The organism is Flavobacterium sp. (assembly GCF_044371705.1).
GTDB lineage: Bacteria > Bacteroidota > Bacteroidia > Flavobacteriales > Flavobacteriaceae > Flavobacterium.
On sequence record NZ_JBILTE010000046.1, the window covers coordinates 1 to 15,601 of the forward strand.

The following is a 15,601-nucleotide window of genomic DNA, read 5'->3' on the forward strand; positions in this document are numbered from 1 at the left end:
TTCTCTAGCTTTTTATTAAACTTTTTTCAATTTTAATTATTTTTAAAAAATAATTTTATTTATTTTGTACTTCTTTTTCTATAATAATATTAGCCAACACTCTCTAAGAAAAAAACATCTACTTAACATTATAACATGAAAACTAAAAATATGAAAACTAAAATTTTATCATTTACAGCTATTATTTTGACATTAATCTCTTGTTCAAATGACAACGAGGAAACTAATACACCAACAACAAATCCAAACAAAGTTTTGGTTTTGAAAGTTGACTATGATACAAATCAGTTTGAAGGTGGAAAAGAATTTTCTTTTCCTAATACTACCTCTAATATGACCTTAACTAATCAATATGTTGCTCCTAGTGATTTTGGAAGTGTTAAAATTATTTATCAAGAATTAAACGAAACATTATTTGATGGAACAATTGTTTGGAGTGGTCTTGGACAAATTAATTATCCTCAAAATTTATTAAATGCAAATCAATTTGATACAGTTATGACAACTGATTATGTTACACCAATTTCAGGATTTGAGAATGTATTTAATCCAGATAATACAACATACAGTTATAATGAAGTATGGACTTCAATACAAAGTTTGGTAAAAGTTAGACAATATTTAAGTTCAAATCCGAACGCTAGTGTTAAACTATTTTTATACACTCCAAGTGTTGGAATTGGAAATCCAGCAGAATGGGATTGGATTATTTTTATGAAAAACTAAAAGATAGTACATCAGGAAGTTACAAAGCTTTAAGAAAAAGTAAATATAACTTTCGCAATTTGGCACCACTTTTAACCCTTTAATTTCCCACTAGTTATAAATGCAATGATTGTATAAAAATTGTAACTTTCTCTAAGAGGGGGAGCTAGAGTTTTTGTGTGTTTGTACTTGAGTTGTACTTGTTGCATTTTTTTCCAGATGTATATCATATTTCTTAATTCTGTCGCCTATATGGCACGTATTTGTCGTTTTTGCGACCGTTTATTCTTTATACATTTGTAAAATGAAAATAGGTGACCATATAAAAGAAATCAGAATTTCTAAGGGACTAACTCAATCGGAGCTATCTGAAAAGAGCGGAATTGCGGTAAGAACAATTCAAAGAATTGAAAAAAGTGAAGTCACTCCAAGTATTTATTCGCTAAATGCTATCGAAAAGGTATTAGCTATTAAATTGAATGAAGTTCCAATTGGCGAAAACGATGGGAAATTTGAATTCAAAATAGTCATTTCCAACTTTAGTAACCTTTTTGTAGATATTAAAACTTTATTCAAAAGAAATATGAAAACACTATTAGTACTTAGCATGGGCGTATTCGGCATTCTATTTTTCAAAGATTTGAAATCATCTTTTATTAAACTATCAGACAATTCTACCATTTCTGTTTCAAATACTAACTGCGACACTAAAAATGAATGCGATATAGAACTTGTCAAAAAAGACTTTAAGGGAAAGATAGTTTGGAAGCGAATTATCGGAGGAACCAGTTATGATAAAGCTGGTCAAGTAATCAGCACGAATGATGGCAGTTATATTTTGGTTGGCTCTACTAGCTCTTTTGGTAAAGGAAACTATGATGTATTAGTTGTTAAAGTTAGTTCAGATGGTGAAATTCTTTGGCAAAAAACATACGGAGAATTCTTGAATGATTATGGATTACGAATTTCATTAGTGGAGGGTAATCTATACCAAATAGAAGCTAGTAAGCAAATTTGTTCCACTTTCAATGTATCCAATGATTGTTATGACCAAGAGTGGTTATTTAGAATAGATGAGAGTGGACTTATTAAATAGTTTTCTACTAGTAAAATAAGTAATCATCACATCAAAATTGTAACTTTCTCTAAGAGTGGGAGAAGAAAGTAAAATCCATACTATTTATTTAGTTTGGATTTTTTTGTTAGAAGCAAGTTTTATAAGTCTTTACAGCCGTTGTAGGTACCATTCAACGTTGTCAACAGGTTACGTTTTTATTAAAAAAAAGGTTGCCATCAAATTTTTCGAGGTTCCTATTTTATAAATCCGACTTGGTACTGTTGTAAGAATGTTTATCATTCCTGCATCCCTTTGAACAATCGCATTACATCTTCCAATTTAAAAAGTTGTGTGCCTTCGTTCATTGTTGCAGCGGTTCCGCAACAGACACCCATTTGGATGACTTCTTTTAGTGGTTTGTTTTGGGATAATGCCCAAACCATGCCGCCAACCATACTGTCGCCAGCCCCAACCGTGCTTTTCTTTTCTGCTTTTGGTGCAGCTACGAATTCGGTGGTATCTTTTGAAACTAAAATCGCCCCATTGGCTCCAAGAGAAACTACAACAATTTGAGCAGCACCTTTATCAATTAATTTTTTTGCCGCTTTTTCAACTTCCGGCAATTCTAATCGTTCAACGCCAATTAGTTTTGCTAATTCTCCAATATTTGGTTTAATCATGTACACTCCCGTTTCCAGCACTTTTTGCAACGGTTCTCCTGAAGTATCAACAATCACTTTTATGCCGGAAGCTTTTACTATTTCGGCTATTTTTTGATAAAAATCTTTAGGCAAACCTTCGTTTAAACTTCCGCTAATAACCAAATATTCCGCTTTTAATTTTGCAACTATTTCGATTATTTTATCTTTTTCTACTTCTGAAAATTCATTTCCTGGAAACCCAAATCGGTATTGTGACTTGGATGCGTTATCAAACGCTATAAAATTTTCTCTAGTCCAGTTTTTGGTTTTTATGGCAATGCCTTTTATTTTTTCCTTCGTAATTAGTTCTTCAAGCATTTCACCTGTTGAACCGCCAGAGGTAAACAAACAAGTGGAACTTCCACCTAATTTATAAATAGCTTTAGACACATTAATTCCTCCACCACCCGCATCATATCTTGGTTTTTCGCAACGTATTTTTTGTTCGGCTATCAAATTAGTAAAGTTTGTGCTTTTGTCTAAGGATGGATTAATAGTGAGTGTTACTATGGTTTCAGTATTCATTTTGATTTGTTTTTATGATCATTTTGGTTGGAAATTTTTCGTAACGATAAAGATAATATAGGTGATGTAAGAACCAAAGCCTTGCACTCTGGTTCTTTTTCACCGTTAAATTACAAAATTGCCTCCGGACTTGCCACAAAAAAATCAATCATAGCGAGTATATTTACAAATGAAATAGGATTTGAATCATAAGTAAATATATACTAATGATTGATGTCTCATTGCTACACTTACTTTATACCTCCTATTTTTTCTAAACACTTTTAAAACCCGCTGCACTTGGTGCAAGTGTCTTGCTCATACCTTTCGGGATGCAATTGATTTGCTGAATTCGGTGTATTCACCCAAATTGTATAACTTCGAGATTGGAACTATATGTAGGTATTATGGAATATTTTTTTTTAATTTAAATAGGTGCATGATACGTATCAAATAAAAACTGTAGCGTTTCATTGATGTTATTCGCCTTTATGGTTGGGATTTCCGTGTTGGCATTTAACCAATCTTCAATGTTTTTCTCGAAATTTTTTCCTACTTCCGGAAGGATTTGCACGCCTAGTTTTTTTAGAGCAGCGGCATTGCATTCTTGTTCGTAATGATTTAAAATGGGGATACTAAGCACTTTTTTTCTGAGATATAACGCTTCTGCGGGTGTTTCAAATCCGCCACCGGTGATGATTCCGTGACAATTTATTAGACTTTCATTGAAATCTTTTTGGTTGACGGGGTAATAGGTGATGTTCCCAACGGTGTGCTTTGTTTTTACTTCACTCAAAAACCAATGAAACGCTTGATGCGGAAGTTTGTTAAACGCTTGTTCCAAACAATCTTTGTCAAAAGAAGGTAAGTAAACAGTAATATGTTTTAAATCTTTCGGTGCTGCTTGAAGGATTTCATCTTTGATGATGGGTGGATGAATAAAGGAATCGTATTGTTCAAAATGTAGACCAATGTGTTTGGGCGACGGGGCATAATGCTTGAAAATGGTTTCTCCTAAAAAGCTTTTCTTTTCGGGTCTGGGAGTAAGGTCAGAGATGAAGCTGGCTTGGTGACCAAATTGTACCGATTGCACTTTTTGTAATTTACATGCCAAAGCTGTTACCGAGTCGAAATCATTGATGATCACATTGTATTGCTTCAAAGGCAAAGCCTTGGCATCGTTATACATTTGGATGGGTTTAATATTTTTTGCAATCGCCAGATAATCCAAACCACCACATTTACTGTATAGTAAGCTGCAACCCTTACTTTTAAATTTCACGGGTAAATCAACCGGTAATGTTGCATTGTTTCCACTTAAAAAAAAGTCGACTGAGCCAAATTTCTGTAAATACGGATGCAACTGGATAGCTCTGCTGATGTGGCCGTTTCCTGTTGCTTGAATTGCATAAAATATTTTCATGAAAGTAGTTTTAAGTGAATTGGAAGCTCTCTTGGATTATTTAAAATCTTCTATTTTTTGAATTGAATATCCACGTGTTTTATTCAGATAAAATTTTAGTGATGATATCATAGGTTGTATCAATTTCATTGGGGTCTTGATCAGCAAATTCAGATTTTTGGTAGTGGTAAATACTCCATTTTTTTTTCTTGTATTCCAAAGCAGTTAAGTTTTCCACCCAGTCGCCACTATTCAGATACAGCACTTTACCGTGTTCGTTTACAATTTCTTTCATTTGCGGTTTGTGAATGTGTCCGCATACCACATAACTGTATCCTTTTTCAATAGCAATTTCGGCTGCTGTTGTTTCAAAATTGGAAACGAAAGCAACTGCTTTTTTCACACTGTCTTTGATCATTTTGGAGAAACTTCTTTTTTCTTTTCCAAAAAGAACACGTAGCCAATTGATAAAACTGTTGATTAAAATCAATAAATCATATCCTTTTCCTCCCAGTTTTGCTAGAATTTTTGCATAGCCTTTGGTGGAGGAATCAAATACATCTCCGTGAAAAATCCACGTCTTTTTTCCATCCAGTTCGAGGATTAATTTATCGACCAGTTCAAAATTCCCCAGAATTAAATCGGAGTATTTCCGTAAGGTTTCGTCGTGATTTCCGGTAATATAAATCACCCGAGTGCCTTGATTAGACATTTTTAAAATTTGACGCAGCACGTTCATGTGTGAAGAAGGAAAGTAATTTTTACTAAAGCTCCACATGTCGATGATGTCGCCGTTCAATACAAGAGTCTGAGGATGAATGGATTTGAGGTAGTGAAGTAATTCTTTGGCTTGGCAACCATAGGTTCCGAGGTGCACATCACTTATTACAACTAGAGGAATTTCTCTCTTTTTTTTCAAAATAAGTTTTTGCAAACATAAGGAGTGTATGTTACGGGAATGTTTGGGGAGTATTATTAAATATTCTCACTATAAATTGCTTATACTGCTATTCATTTCTGCTTTTTTTTCTTGAAAAGTTTTAAAATGCGGGTTGTTTACGAATTTCAAAATAACCTTAATCAAACCCAAATGTCGTCCCTACGGGACTTGTGAAAGAGCATGAATTGATTGTGATGATCTTTTTCGTTAGTTATTCGAATCTTAGTCAAAGTTCAAAAATTTGACAAAGATTTATTCAATCAAAAAGTCCGACACTTGCCGGACTTTTATATTAGAAGATAATTTTTTCTACAAATTCGCAAAGAAATCATTCCCTTTATCATCGGTGATGATAAATGCAGGGAAATCTTTGATAGTGATTTTTCGGACGGCTTCCATGCCAAGTTCTTCAAAATCGACTACTTCAACCGATAGGATGTTTTCTTTGGCCAGAATAGCAGCGGGACCTCCGATGGAACCTAAATAGAACCCACCGTATTTTTGACAGGCATTTCGAACTTCATCGGTACGGTTTCCTTTGGCCAACATAATCATGCTGCCGCCGTGTTTTTGGAATTCAGCCACATACACGTCCATACGTCCTGCGGTAGTTGGGCCAAAACTTCCGGAAGGCATTCCTTCAGGGGTTTTTGCCGGACCTGCGTAATACACCGGATGGTTTTTGAAATACTCAGGCATTGGTTTGCCGGCATCGAGCAATTCTTTGATTTTTGCATGAGCTATATCACGAGCTACGATTAAAGTCCCGTTTAATTTCAATCGGGTTTTGATGGGGTATTTTGATAATTCGGCCAGAATTTCTTTCATCGGGCGGTTCAAATCAATGGTAACCGGATCTTCCAAATGCGGAGCAGTTTCCGGTAAAAATCGTTTGGGGTTGGTTTCCAATTGTTCGACGAAAATACCTTCTTTGGTAATTTTTCCTTTGATGTTTCGGTCAGCTGAACAAGATACACCCATTCCAACCGGACAAGAAGCGGCGTGACGTGGCAAACGAATTACACGAACATCATGGGTTAAATATTTTCCTCCAAATTGAGCTCCGATATGACTTTCCTGACAGATCAGCTGCACGCGTTTTTCCCATTCTAAATCACGGAAGGCTTGGCCTGCCATATTTCCTGTGGTTGGTAAGTGATCAAAATAACCTGCAGATGCTTTTTTTACGGCTGCTAAATTCGCTTCGGCAGAAGTTCCACCAATTACTAAAGCTAAATGATAAGGTGGACAAGCGGAAGTGCCCAAATCCATGATGCGTTCACGTACAAAAGTATCGAGTGATTTTTCGTTTAATAGTGATTTTGTTTTTTGGTACAAGAAGGTTTTATTGGCAGAGCCTCCACCTTTTGCTAAAAACAGAAATTCGTAGTAGTTCCCTTTTTTGGAATAGATATCAATTTGTGCCGGTAAGTTTGAGCCTGAATTTTTTTCTTCAAACATCGAAATCGGCACTATTTGCGAATAGCGTAAGTTTCTTTTTTGGTAGGTGTTAAAGATGCCTTTTGACAACCACTCACCATCATCCACACCCGTGTAAACATCTTCTCCTTTTTTTCCCATGACAATTGCTGTTCCGGTATCTTGACACGATGGCAATTGTCCTTCCACTGCCACCACAGCATTTTGCAAAAGATTATAGGCTACAAAACGATCGTTGTCGGTCGCTTCCGGGTCGTCGATGATTTTTCGTAATTTTTCCAGATGCGAAGAGCGAAGCATGAAAGACACATCGCTTAGAGCTTCTTCGGCTAAAAGTTCTAAACCTTTCGGGTCAATCGTCACAATTTCTCGGTCGCCTAATTTTTCAACTTTTACATAATCGGAAGTGATTTTACGGTAATTGGTGTCGTCTTTTGTCGTTAAATAAGGGTCTTGGTAAATAAAATCCATGGTGTTAAAAATTTAGCGTAAAGTTACCAATTATTAAGGAATTTGAAAACAGATATTTTAGTAAACTTGAGTTGTTTAATTCGTTTTTAACTCCAAAACATTTCGTTACATTTGCATCCTATTTAAAGAGAATTGATATGTTACAATTAGCCGTTATTCGAGAGAACAGAACCCAAGTAATTGCCGCTTTGTCTAAGCGAAATATGGATGCCGAAACCTTGGTAGATGCTGTATTGAATTTAGATGAGCAACGACGTGCCACCCAAGTGGCTTTAGATAATGTGTTAGCTGAGGCTAATGTGTTATCCAAGCAAATTGGCGATTTGATGAAATCCGGTGCTCATTCGGAAGCAACTGAATTGAAAGCTAAAACCGCTCAATTAAAAGAACAAACGGCCCAATTGAAAGAACAATTGGAGCAATACACCGCAGATTTAGCTCAAGAATTATATAAAATACCCAATACGCCGGCTGCAATTGTACCGGAAGGGAAAACTCCGGATGATAATTTGAATGTGCATCAAGAAGGAGCTATTCCGGTTTTACATGAAGGTGCATTACCACATTGGGAATTGGTAAAAAAATACGACATCATCGATTTTGAATTGGGTGTAAAAATTACCGGAGCAGGTTTCCCCGTTTACAAAGGAAAAGGTGCCAAGTTACAACGGGCTTTGATTACCTACTTTTTGGATAAAAATACTGAAGCAGGTTATTTGGAATACCAAGTACCGCATTTGGTGAATGAAGCATCGGGTTTTGGAACCGGTCAGTTGCCGGATAAAGAAGGTCAGATGTACCATGATGCGACCGATAATTTGTATTTGATTCCAACGGCTGAAGTGCCTGTAACCAATATTTTCCGCGATGTGATTTTAAACGAAAGTGAGTTGCCTGTGATGTGCACCGGTTATACCCCCTGTTTCCGCAGAGAAGCAGGTTCGTATGGAGCACACGTTCGCGGATTGAACCGTTTGCATCAATTTGACAAAGTAGAAATTGTGCGTATCGAACATCCGGACAAATCGTATGAAGCGTTGGATGGAATGGTGGAACATGTGAAAGGCATTTTAAACGAATTAAAATTACCGTACCGAATCTTACGTTTGTGCGGCGGTGATATGGGCTTTACATCTGCTTTGACTTATGATTTTGAAGTGTTTTCAACGGCACAAGATCGTTGGTTGGAAATCAGTTCGGTTTCCAATTTTGAAACTTTTCAAGCGAATCGTTTGAAATTGCGATACAAAGACAAAGACGGCAAAAATCAATTGGCTCATACCTTGAATGGAAGTTCCTTGGCTTTGCCACGTGTGATGGCCGGAATATTAGAAAATTACCAAACCCCGGAAGGTATTGTAATCCCAGAAGTACTGCGACCTTACACCGGTTTTGATAGCATTAGCTAAAAAAGTTAATCTTTATAAAAACACTGTACTAATTAGCAAAAAAAAGCTACTTTAGTACATTGTTTTTTTTAAATATATTATGAATTATCGCCTGCTTTTTTTATTCTTTTTAATTCTGAGCTCACTTACTTATGGGCAAAATGAACAATTGGCACAAAATTATTTTGACAAAGGCTCGTTTGAAAAAGCGTTGGTGAGTTATGAAGAGTTGTTAAAAAGTCAGCCCGGAAACGGCAATTATTTTCAACGGGTGATTGATTGTCGCCAACAATTAATGCAGTATGAAAAAGCACATGTGGAGCTGGAAGAACGTTATAAGAAATACAAACAGGCCAATTTATTGGTAGAGATTGGGTATAATTATCAACTGCAGCAGGAGCTCCCGAAAGCTACAACTTACTACGAAGAAGCGTTGACCAAAATTGATGAAAACCCTACTTGGGTGTACAGTATCGCTTCCGCTTTTGAAAAGAAAGTGTTGTTAGAATATGCCTTAAAGTCATATGAACGTGCAGTTGCAATTGATCCGAAATCGCGTTTTAATTACCAAATGGGATTATTGTACGGTCAGTTAGGGAAACAGGATTTAATGATTGAAAAGTTTTTAGACGAGTTGTACACCAATCCTCAAAACGGGGTGTTGATCCAAAACCAGTTTGCACTCTTTATGGGGAATGATGTTGATTTGGTATTTGCCACTCAATTGCGAAAAGCGTTATTGATTCGTGTGCAAAAAGACCAAGATTTATTTTGGAATCAGATGCTCAGCTGGTTTTTTGTGCAGCAGAAAGAGTATGGCAAAGCATTTATACAGGAAAAAGCTATTTATAAACGCGAACCGGATTCGTTTTCAAATATTGTCAACCTCGCTGAATTAGCCATTGAAGATCAAGCGTTTGAAACAGCTAAAGAAATTTTCGGATTTATCCTAGAAAACACCCAAGATATTGAGTTGCAGATTCAGTCCCATTACTATTTGCTGGATATGCGAATCAATGAAGGGACCTCTAAAGACTATCCGCAAATTGCTACCGATTTAGAGTTGCTTTTGAAGCAGTACGGCATCAGTCCGTTTTCGCTGGATTTACAATTATTGCAGGCCGAGTTCTTAGCGTTTGTTATGAAAAATTCTGAGAAAAGTAAGCTGGTTTTAGATGAATCCCTAGCATTGCCTCTCAACCGTTTTCAAATTGCCCGTGTAAAAATGACCTTGGCAGATGTGTTGCTTTTTGAAGAGAAGTTTAATCAAGCGTTGTTGTATTACTCACAAATTGAAGAAGATTTAAAAAACGATGAGTTAGGTCACGAAGCCAGTTTGAAAGCTGCTCAAACCAGTTATTACAAAGCCGATTTCGAATGGGCTTTGGTGCAGGTGAAGGTTTTAAAAACAGCCTCTACGCAATTAATTGCCAATGATGCATTGGAATTATTTTTATTAATTAACGACAATACGGTTGCAGATTCTACACAAACCGCTCTGAAATTATTTGCCAAAGGCGATTTTCTGCTGTATCAAAAGCGAAATCAAGAGGCTTTGGTACAATTTCAAAACATTCTTAAAAATCATAAAGGAGAAGAAATAGAAGACGAGACCTTGTTGCGAATTGGGCAGACCTATGAAAAATTGTCTAATCCCACAGAGGCTTTACCTTATTACCAGCAAATAATCGATCAGTTTCCTGATAGTATTTATCGTGATGAAGCGTTCTTTTTTTCAGCCGAAATTTACAACCTGAAATTGCAAGATCCGGAAAAAGCAAAACCTTTGTATGAGGCCGTTTTGTTTAACCACCAAGACAGTATTTATTTTGTAGATGCCCGAAAGAAATTTCGTCAACTTCGTGGAGATACCAACATTTAATAGATTTAGACACACAGTACTTATCATGATTTTATATAACGTAACGATTAATATCGATCGCAGTGTTCACGACCAATGGATGCAATGGATGCAAACCAAACATATCAATGATGTATTAGCTACCGGTAAATTCACTTCCGCCCGAATGGTAAAAGTTCTGGTTGACGAAGATGAGGGAGTCACCTATTCCATTCAATATGTTACCGACAGTAAGGACAAATTGGAACGTTATTATTTAGAAGATGCTCCTCGTTTGCGTCAGGAAGGATTGGCCCTTTTTGCCGATAAAATGTTGGCTTTTCGAACAGAGTTGCAGGTAATCAGCGAGCATTTTGCTGAATCTGTTATGCAGTAAACTTCACTAACAACTCAGTAACTTAGCGACTCAGTTACTCAGCAACTTAAAAATGAAATGGAAAAAGTAAGAGCTAAAAAGCACCTCGGACAACATTTTCTCAACGATGAAAACATCGCTCAAAAAATAGCAGATAGTCTTACATTGGAAGGATATTCTAATGTGTTAGAAATTGGTCCCGGAATGGGTGTGCTTACCAAATATCTGTTGGAAAAACCCATCGCTACCTATGTGATTGAAATTGATACCGAGTCGGTAGCTTATTTGCAAGAACATTATCCGAAATTGGAGGGTAAAATCATTTCCAAAGACTTTTTAAAATACAATATAGCCGAAGTCATGGGCAAAGAGCCCTTTGCGATTATTGGTAATTTTCCGTATAATATTTCCACGCAAATCGTTTTTAAAACGTTGGAATTGCGTCATCAAATTCCTGAATTTTCAGGGATGTTTCAGAAGGAAGTAGCGGAACGCATCTGTGAAAAAAAAGGCACCAAAGCTTACGGAATCCTATCTGTTTTGGCTCAAGCATTTTATGAAGCAGAGTATTTATTTACGGTTTCAGAACATGTTTTTACGCCACCGCCCAAAGTAAAATCAGGGGTTTTGCGATTGCGACGAAAAGAGAATTATCAATTGCCTTGTGATGAGAAGTTGTTTTTTACGATAGTTAAAACAGCTTTTAATCAACGCAGGAAAACACTTCGTAACAGTTTAAAAACATACCAACTATCTGATAATTTAAAAGAAGATACTATCTTTGACCTCAGACCGGAGCAACTTTCGGTAGAACAATTTATTGATCTAACGCTAAAAATAGCCGCCGATGGAGTTTAAAATCAGCAGAGAATTTCTCAAGCAAATTGAGCAGTTAATACAAGAGAATAAGGAGCAGGAGTTACACGACTTGCTTCATGAAATTCATTATGCTGATATTGCCGAAATCATGGAAGAATTAGACCATGTGGAGGCGAGTTATATTTTTAATATTCTAGACAGCGAAACTACTTCTGAAATTCTATTGGAATTGGATGAAGAAGTTCGTGAAAAAATCTTACGCGATTTATCCCCTAAGGAAATTGCCGAAGAGTTGGACGAACTTTCTACCGATGACGCCGCAGATATTATCGCGGAACTTCCCCAATCGAGAAAAGAACAAGTTATTTCGGAGCTGGAAGATGTTGAGCACGCCAAAGACATTGTGGATTTGTTACGTTACGACGAAGATACTGCCGGTGGTTTGATGGGGAAAGAATTAGTAAAAGTTAATGAAAACTGGACCGTACTTACTTGCGTGAAAGAAATGCGGATTCAAGCTGAAAATGTTTCACGAGTACATTCCATTTATGTGGTAGATGATGAGAATCGATTGAAAGGACGTCTGTCTTTAAAAGATTTATTGACCACTTCAACTAAAACCCACATCAGTGAAGTGTACATCCCTAAAGTAGATTATGTTCGCGTAGATACGAAAGACGTAGAAGTAGCCCGTATCATGCAAAAATACGATTTGGAAGCCATTCCGGTTGTTGATGAATTAGGACGTTTGGTGGGACGAATCACCATTGATGATATTATTGACGTTATTAAAGAAGAAGCCGATAAAGATTACCAATTAGCTGCCGGTATCTCCCAAGATGTTGAAGCGGATGACAGTATTATCGAACTCACCAAAGCTCGTTTACCTTGGTTAGTTTTAGCACTTTTGGGAGGATTCATCGCTGTAAAAGTGACGGGACAATTTGAAGAAGCGATGGAAAATTTCAGAGTGTTATTTTTTTTCACACCACTAATTGCCGCCATGGCCGGAAATGTGGGTGTGCAATCTTCTGCAATTGTGGTTCAAGGTCTAGCAAACAACACGATGGGAGGAACTCTTTGGCAACGCCTATTTAAAGAGATGAAATTGAGTATTTTCAACGGATTAATTCTATCCGTTATATTGTTATTAGGTAGTCATTTTTTATTAGGTGTTGAATATATTATTGGGATTACTGTTTCTATTGCATTAATCACTGTTATTGTAATAGCTTCATTGATTGGGACTTTTGTGCCGATTACTTTGAACAAATACGGTATCGATCCTGCGTTAGCTACCGGTCCGTTTATTACCACAAGTAATGACATTTTTGGGATTTTGATTTATTTTTCTATTGCAAAAGTCATACTTGGTTTTTAAATCTAAAAACGTTTTTTGAACACAGATTATAAAAATCAGAAGAATCTTTAAAATCTTCCGGCATTCAACAAATTAAATTGTGTATTTTTAGAGTTATAAACCAACCATCATGAACATTCACATCATTGGAGGTGGCAATCTAGGAGTTGCCATTGCTTTAGGATTTGCTCATTTTACTAAAGGAAATCAAATCACGGTTACCCGACGAAATGTAGCATCTATTAAACATTTGGAAGCCAAGGGTATTATCGTTTCTTATGATAATACGCTGAATATTCAGCAGGCGGATTTAATTCTGTTGACCATCAAACCCTATCAGATGGATGCTGTTTTAAACGAAATTTTGCCCTACATTTCCAACAAGATGATTGCTTCGGCAGTGAGTGGAGTTTCTATGGAAACCTTGGAGCAAAAAACCAACGCTGCTCATTCTATTGTTCGTATTATGCCCAATATTGCTGCACAATTTGCGGAGAGTGCTACCTGTATTTCCTTTTCAGAAAAAAATAAAGTAGCAGGAGAAAAAGTCGTTGAATTGTTCAATCATTTAGGAACCGCGATTGTCATTGAAGAAAAATTGATGGATGCCGCTACCGTTTTGGGAGCATGCGGAACTGCTTATGCTTTACGCTACATTCGTGCCGCGATGCAAGCCGGCATAGAAATTGGTTTTGATGCACCAACGGCTTTAGCCATTGCATCGCAAACGGTGAAAGGAGCCGCCAAAATGGCTCTGGATGAAAAAGTACATCCCGAACAATTAATCGACCGCGTGACCACTCCGCAAGGTTGCACAATTGTAGGATTGAATGAAATGGAACACCAAGGATTCAGTTCGGCGTTGATCCGCGGAATCAAGACTTCGTTGCAGAAGATTAAGGAGTAATTGAGAAGGTAAACTATTCTATTTTAGTATAATCGCAATCGTCTGGAACTATTAAATATTTATCAATCTTTACCAAACTTTTCAGTTGCATTTTATAGGTGATTTCTCCTTTTACATTTTTATGATAGATGATATAAGGACTTCCATTGGGAATGTTTCGTTCTTTTTTCCATTCTTCGTAACAAGTATGGTGAATTAAAAAAGGAAAAAAATTCGGACTACTTTTGTCAACAATATAATGAATGGCCACAATTTTTTTTCTTTTTTGATACTTCAAACTTCTATTGCATTTAATGTAGTAATGATAGTAGCTTGTATTGTTGATTATTGTATCCGTTAGATTTACAAATTCGTAATTGCCCACTTGGAATTTAAAAGGGTTGGAAAAAGGTTTGACATTTTTACAATCGGTTGTTATTTTTTCAGCAGTATTCAATGAATTTTTGTTGATCGTAGAATTTATTAAAATTCCATCATTATCTATAAATAGTATTCCATATTTAGAAGAATCACGATTATTTAATACCATCATATAGCCATTCTTGCTGCTGTTTACTAAAAAGGTTTTAGCAGAATCTTTTTCTTTGTTTTTTTTAATTGAAATTGACTTGTCAAAATTTAAAATATAATCAAAATCATAGTTCTTTTGTGAATAACAAAGTTGAACCAACAAAGTGAAAGAAAGTAGCCAGAAGTTTTTCATTAGGATTGTAGTGTAAAATGTATTCATTTAAAAAGATAACCTTATTTTTGAATGATTAAAAGAAGTAACAATTGAAAGCGAATATAATAAAAATCCTTCATATCGATTCCAATCACCCCTTATTATGGGAACAATTGGAGCAGGCTGGATTTGAAAATCATCAAGATTACAAATCGTCTAAATCGGAAGTGGAAGCCAAAATAAAAGATTTTCACGGAATCGTGATTCGTAGCCGATTCAAAATTGATCAAACTTTTCTTGACAAAGCAACGAATCTGCAATTCATCGCCCGAGTAGGAGCAGGTTTAGAAAGTATTGATTGTGACTATGCTCAGCAAAAAGGCATTCATTTGATTGCCGCTCCGGAAGGAAATAGTAATGCAGTGGGCGAACATACTTTGGGAATGTTACTTTCGTTGATGAACAAATTGGCTCAAGCCAATCAGTCGGTGAAAAGCCGTCATTGGATTCGCGAAGGTCACCGCGGTTATGAATTGGAAGGTAAGACCGTTGGTCTCATCGGTTATGGCAACATGGGAAAATCATTTGCCAAAAAATTACGCGGATTTGATGTAAACGTTTTGTGCCATGATATTTTGCCCAACGTTGGCGATCAAAATGCGAAGCAAGTTTCACTCGAAGAGTTGCAGCAAAAAGCCGATGTAGTGTCCTTGCACATTCCTTGGACACCTGAAACCGATCAATTAGTTAATCGCGATTTTATAGCTGCTTTTGCCAAACCATTTTGGTTGATTAATACAGCGAGAGGAAAATCGGTTGTTACTACCGATTTGGTTACCGGTTTACAATCCGGCAAAATTTTAGGAGCCGGTTTGGATGTTTTGGAATATGAAAAATTATCATTTGAAACCTTATTTGAAGGCGAACGACCCGAAGCATTGAGTTATTTATTGCAAGCAGAAAATGTACTTTTATCACCACATATCGCGGGTTGGACGTATGAAAGTCACGAGAAATTGGCACAAGT

General features: G+C 36.4%; 14 protein-coding genes. 9 read left to right on the forward strand and 5 right to left on the reverse strand.

Annotated features, from left to right (window positions below):
- The first annotated feature begins 150 nt into the window (after positions 1 to 150).
- Both ACIQ2S_RS04960 and ACIQ2S_RS04965 read left to right on the forward strand, forming a co-directional pair.
- Positions 151 to 726 (forward strand): hypothetical protein, encoded by a 576-nt coding sequence (locus ACIQ2S_RS04960; protein ID WP_396173438.1) that lies wholly within the window; start codon positions 151 to 153, stop codon positions 724 to 726.
- Positions 727 to 1,009: 283 nt separating this feature from the next.
- Complete coding sequence (locus ACIQ2S_RS04965; RefSeq protein ID WP_396173440.1) at positions 1,010 to 1,801, forward strand: helix-turn-helix domain-containing protein; 792 nt, start codon at positions 1,010 to 1,012, stop codon at positions 1,799 to 1,801.
- A 257-nt stretch (positions 1,802 to 2,058) separates the two neighbouring features.
- Here the strand turns inward: ACIQ2S_RS04965 and ACIQ2S_RS04970 are convergent, their stop codons facing one another.
- The 4 genes from ACIQ2S_RS04970 to ACIQ2S_RS04985 form a co-directional block, all read right to left on the reverse strand.
- Positions 2,059 to 2,988 (reverse strand): 1-phosphofructokinase family hexose kinase, encoded by a 930-nt coding sequence (locus ACIQ2S_RS04970; RefSeq protein WP_396173442.1) that lies wholly within the window; start codon positions 2,986 to 2,988, stop codon positions 2,059 to 2,061.
- 406 nt (positions 2,989 to 3,394) lie between these two features.
- Positions 3,395 to 4,390, reverse strand: coding sequence for a glycosyltransferase family protein (locus ACIQ2S_RS04975; RefSeq protein ID WP_396173444.1), 996 nt, complete (start codon positions 4,388 to 4,390; stop codon positions 3,395 to 3,397).
- A 79-nt stretch (positions 4,391 to 4,469) separates the two neighbouring features.
- Positions 4,470 to 5,288, reverse strand: a complete 819-nt coding sequence (locus tag ACIQ2S_RS04980) for a UDP-2,3-diacylglucosamine diphosphatase (RefSeq protein WP_396173446.1) — start codon at positions 5,286 to 5,288, stop codon at positions 4,470 to 4,472.
- A gap of 330 nt (positions 5,289 to 5,618) precedes the next feature.
- Positions 5,619 to 7,220 (reverse strand): fumarate hydratase, encoded by a 1,602-nt coding sequence (locus ACIQ2S_RS04985; RefSeq protein WP_396173448.1) that lies wholly within the window; start codon positions 7,218 to 7,220, stop codon positions 5,619 to 5,621.
- Positions 7,221 to 7,357: 137 nt separating this feature from the next.
- On the opposite strand from ACIQ2S_RS04985, the gene serS reads away from it, so the two are divergent.
- The 6 genes from serS to proC all read left to right on the forward strand — a co-directional run bounded on the left by serS (position 7,358) and on the right by proC (position 13,910).
- Complete coding sequence (serS, locus tag ACIQ2S_RS04990) at positions 7,358 to 8,629, forward strand: serine--tRNA ligase (RefSeq protein ID WP_396173452.1); 1,272 nt, start codon at positions 7,358 to 7,360, stop codon at positions 8,627 to 8,629.
- 79 nt (positions 8,630 to 8,708) lie between these two features.
- On the forward strand, positions 8,709 to 10,490 hold the full coding sequence (locus tag ACIQ2S_RS04995) for a tetratricopeptide repeat protein (protein WP_396173455.1): 1,782 nt from the start codon (positions 8,709 to 8,711) through the stop codon (positions 10,488 to 10,490).
- A gap of 25 nt (positions 10,491 to 10,515) precedes the next feature.
- Entirely contained in the window at positions 10,516 to 10,845 is a 330-nt protein-coding gene (locus tag ACIQ2S_RS05000; RefSeq protein ID WP_396173457.1) for a DUF4286 family protein, read from the forward strand.
- Positions 10,846 to 10,902: 57 nt separating this feature from the next.
- Positions 10,903 to 11,682 carry a 16S rRNA (adenine(1518)-N(6)/adenine(1519)-N(6))-dimethyltransferase RsmA gene (gene rsmA / locus ACIQ2S_RS05005; RefSeq protein ID WP_396173461.1) on the forward strand — a complete coding sequence of 260 codons (780 nt, stop codon included), beginning with the start codon at positions 10,903 to 10,905 and terminating at the stop codon, positions 11,680 to 11,682.
- Entirely contained in the window at positions 11,672 to 13,024 is a 1,353-nt protein-coding gene (gene mgtE, locus ACIQ2S_RS05010; protein ID WP_396173463.1) for a magnesium transporter, read from the forward strand. The genes rsmA and mgtE overlap by 11 nt, the downstream gene beginning before the upstream one ends.
- A gap of 109 nt (positions 13,025 to 13,133) precedes the next feature.
- Positions 13,134 to 13,910, forward strand: coding sequence for a pyrroline-5-carboxylate reductase (proC, locus tag ACIQ2S_RS05015; protein WP_396173465.1), 777 nt, complete (start codon positions 13,134 to 13,136; stop codon positions 13,908 to 13,910).
- Positions 13,911 to 13,923: 13 nt separating this feature from the next.
- Here the strand turns inward: proC and ACIQ2S_RS05020 are convergent, their stop codons facing one another.
- Positions 13,924 to 14,613: a hypothetical protein gene (locus tag ACIQ2S_RS05020; protein ID WP_396173467.1), complete on the reverse strand. Its 690-nt coding sequence runs from the start codon at positions 14,611 to 14,613 to the stop codon at positions 13,924 to 13,926.
- Between the two features lie 71 nt (positions 14,614 to 14,684).
- Between ACIQ2S_RS05020 and ACIQ2S_RS05025 the strand changes: the two genes are divergently transcribed.
- On the forward strand, positions 14,685 to 15,601 hold a 917-nt coding region (locus tag ACIQ2S_RS05025), incomplete at its 3' end, for a 2-hydroxyacid dehydrogenase (RefSeq protein ID WP_396173470.1).

What these genes read in the sequence shown, in the direction of transcription:
- ACIQ2S_RS04960 (WP_396173438.1), top strand. Translation starts at nt 151, where the DNA reads ATGAAAACTAAAATTTTATCATTTACAGCTATTATTTTGACATTAATC.
- ACIQ2S_RS04965 (WP_396173440.1), top strand. Translation starts at nt 1,010, where the DNA reads ATGAAAATAGGTGACCATATAAAAGAAATCAGAATTTCTAAGGGACTA.
- ACIQ2S_RS04970 (WP_396173442.1), bottom strand. Translation starts at nt 2,988, where the DNA reads ATGAATACTGAAACCATAGTAACACTCACTATTAATCCATCCTTAGAC.
- ACIQ2S_RS04975 (WP_396173444.1), bottom strand. Translation starts at nt 4,390, where the DNA reads ATGAAAATATTTTATGCAATTCAAGCAACAGGAAACGGCCACATCAGC.
- ACIQ2S_RS04985 (WP_396173448.1), bottom strand. Translation starts at nt 7,220, where the DNA reads ATGGATTTTATTTACCAAGACCCTTATTTAACGACAAAAGACGACACC.
- serS (WP_396173452.1), top strand. Translation starts at nt 7,358, where the DNA reads ATGTTACAATTAGCCGTTATTCGAGAGAACAGAACCCAAGTAATTGCC.
- ACIQ2S_RS04995 (WP_396173455.1), top strand. Translation starts at nt 8,709, where the DNA reads ATGAATTATCGCCTGCTTTTTTTATTCTTTTTAATTCTGAGCTCACTT.
- ACIQ2S_RS05000 (WP_396173457.1), top strand. Translation starts at nt 10,516, where the DNA reads ATGATTTTATATAACGTAACGATTAATATCGATCGCAGTGTTCACGAC.
- rsmA (WP_396173461.1), top strand. Translation starts at nt 10,903, where the DNA reads ATGGAAAAAGTAAGAGCTAAAAAGCACCTCGGACAACATTTTCTCAAC.
- mgtE (WP_396173463.1), top strand. Translation starts at nt 11,672, where the DNA reads ATGGAGTTTAAAATCAGCAGAGAATTTCTCAAGCAAATTGAGCAGTTA.
- proC (WP_396173465.1), top strand. Translation starts at nt 13,134, where the DNA reads ATGAACATTCACATCATTGGAGGTGGCAATCTAGGAGTTGCCATTGCT.
- ACIQ2S_RS05020 (WP_396173467.1), bottom strand. Translation starts at nt 14,613, where the DNA reads ATGAAAAACTTCTGGCTACTTTCTTTCACTTTGTTGGTTCAACTTTGT.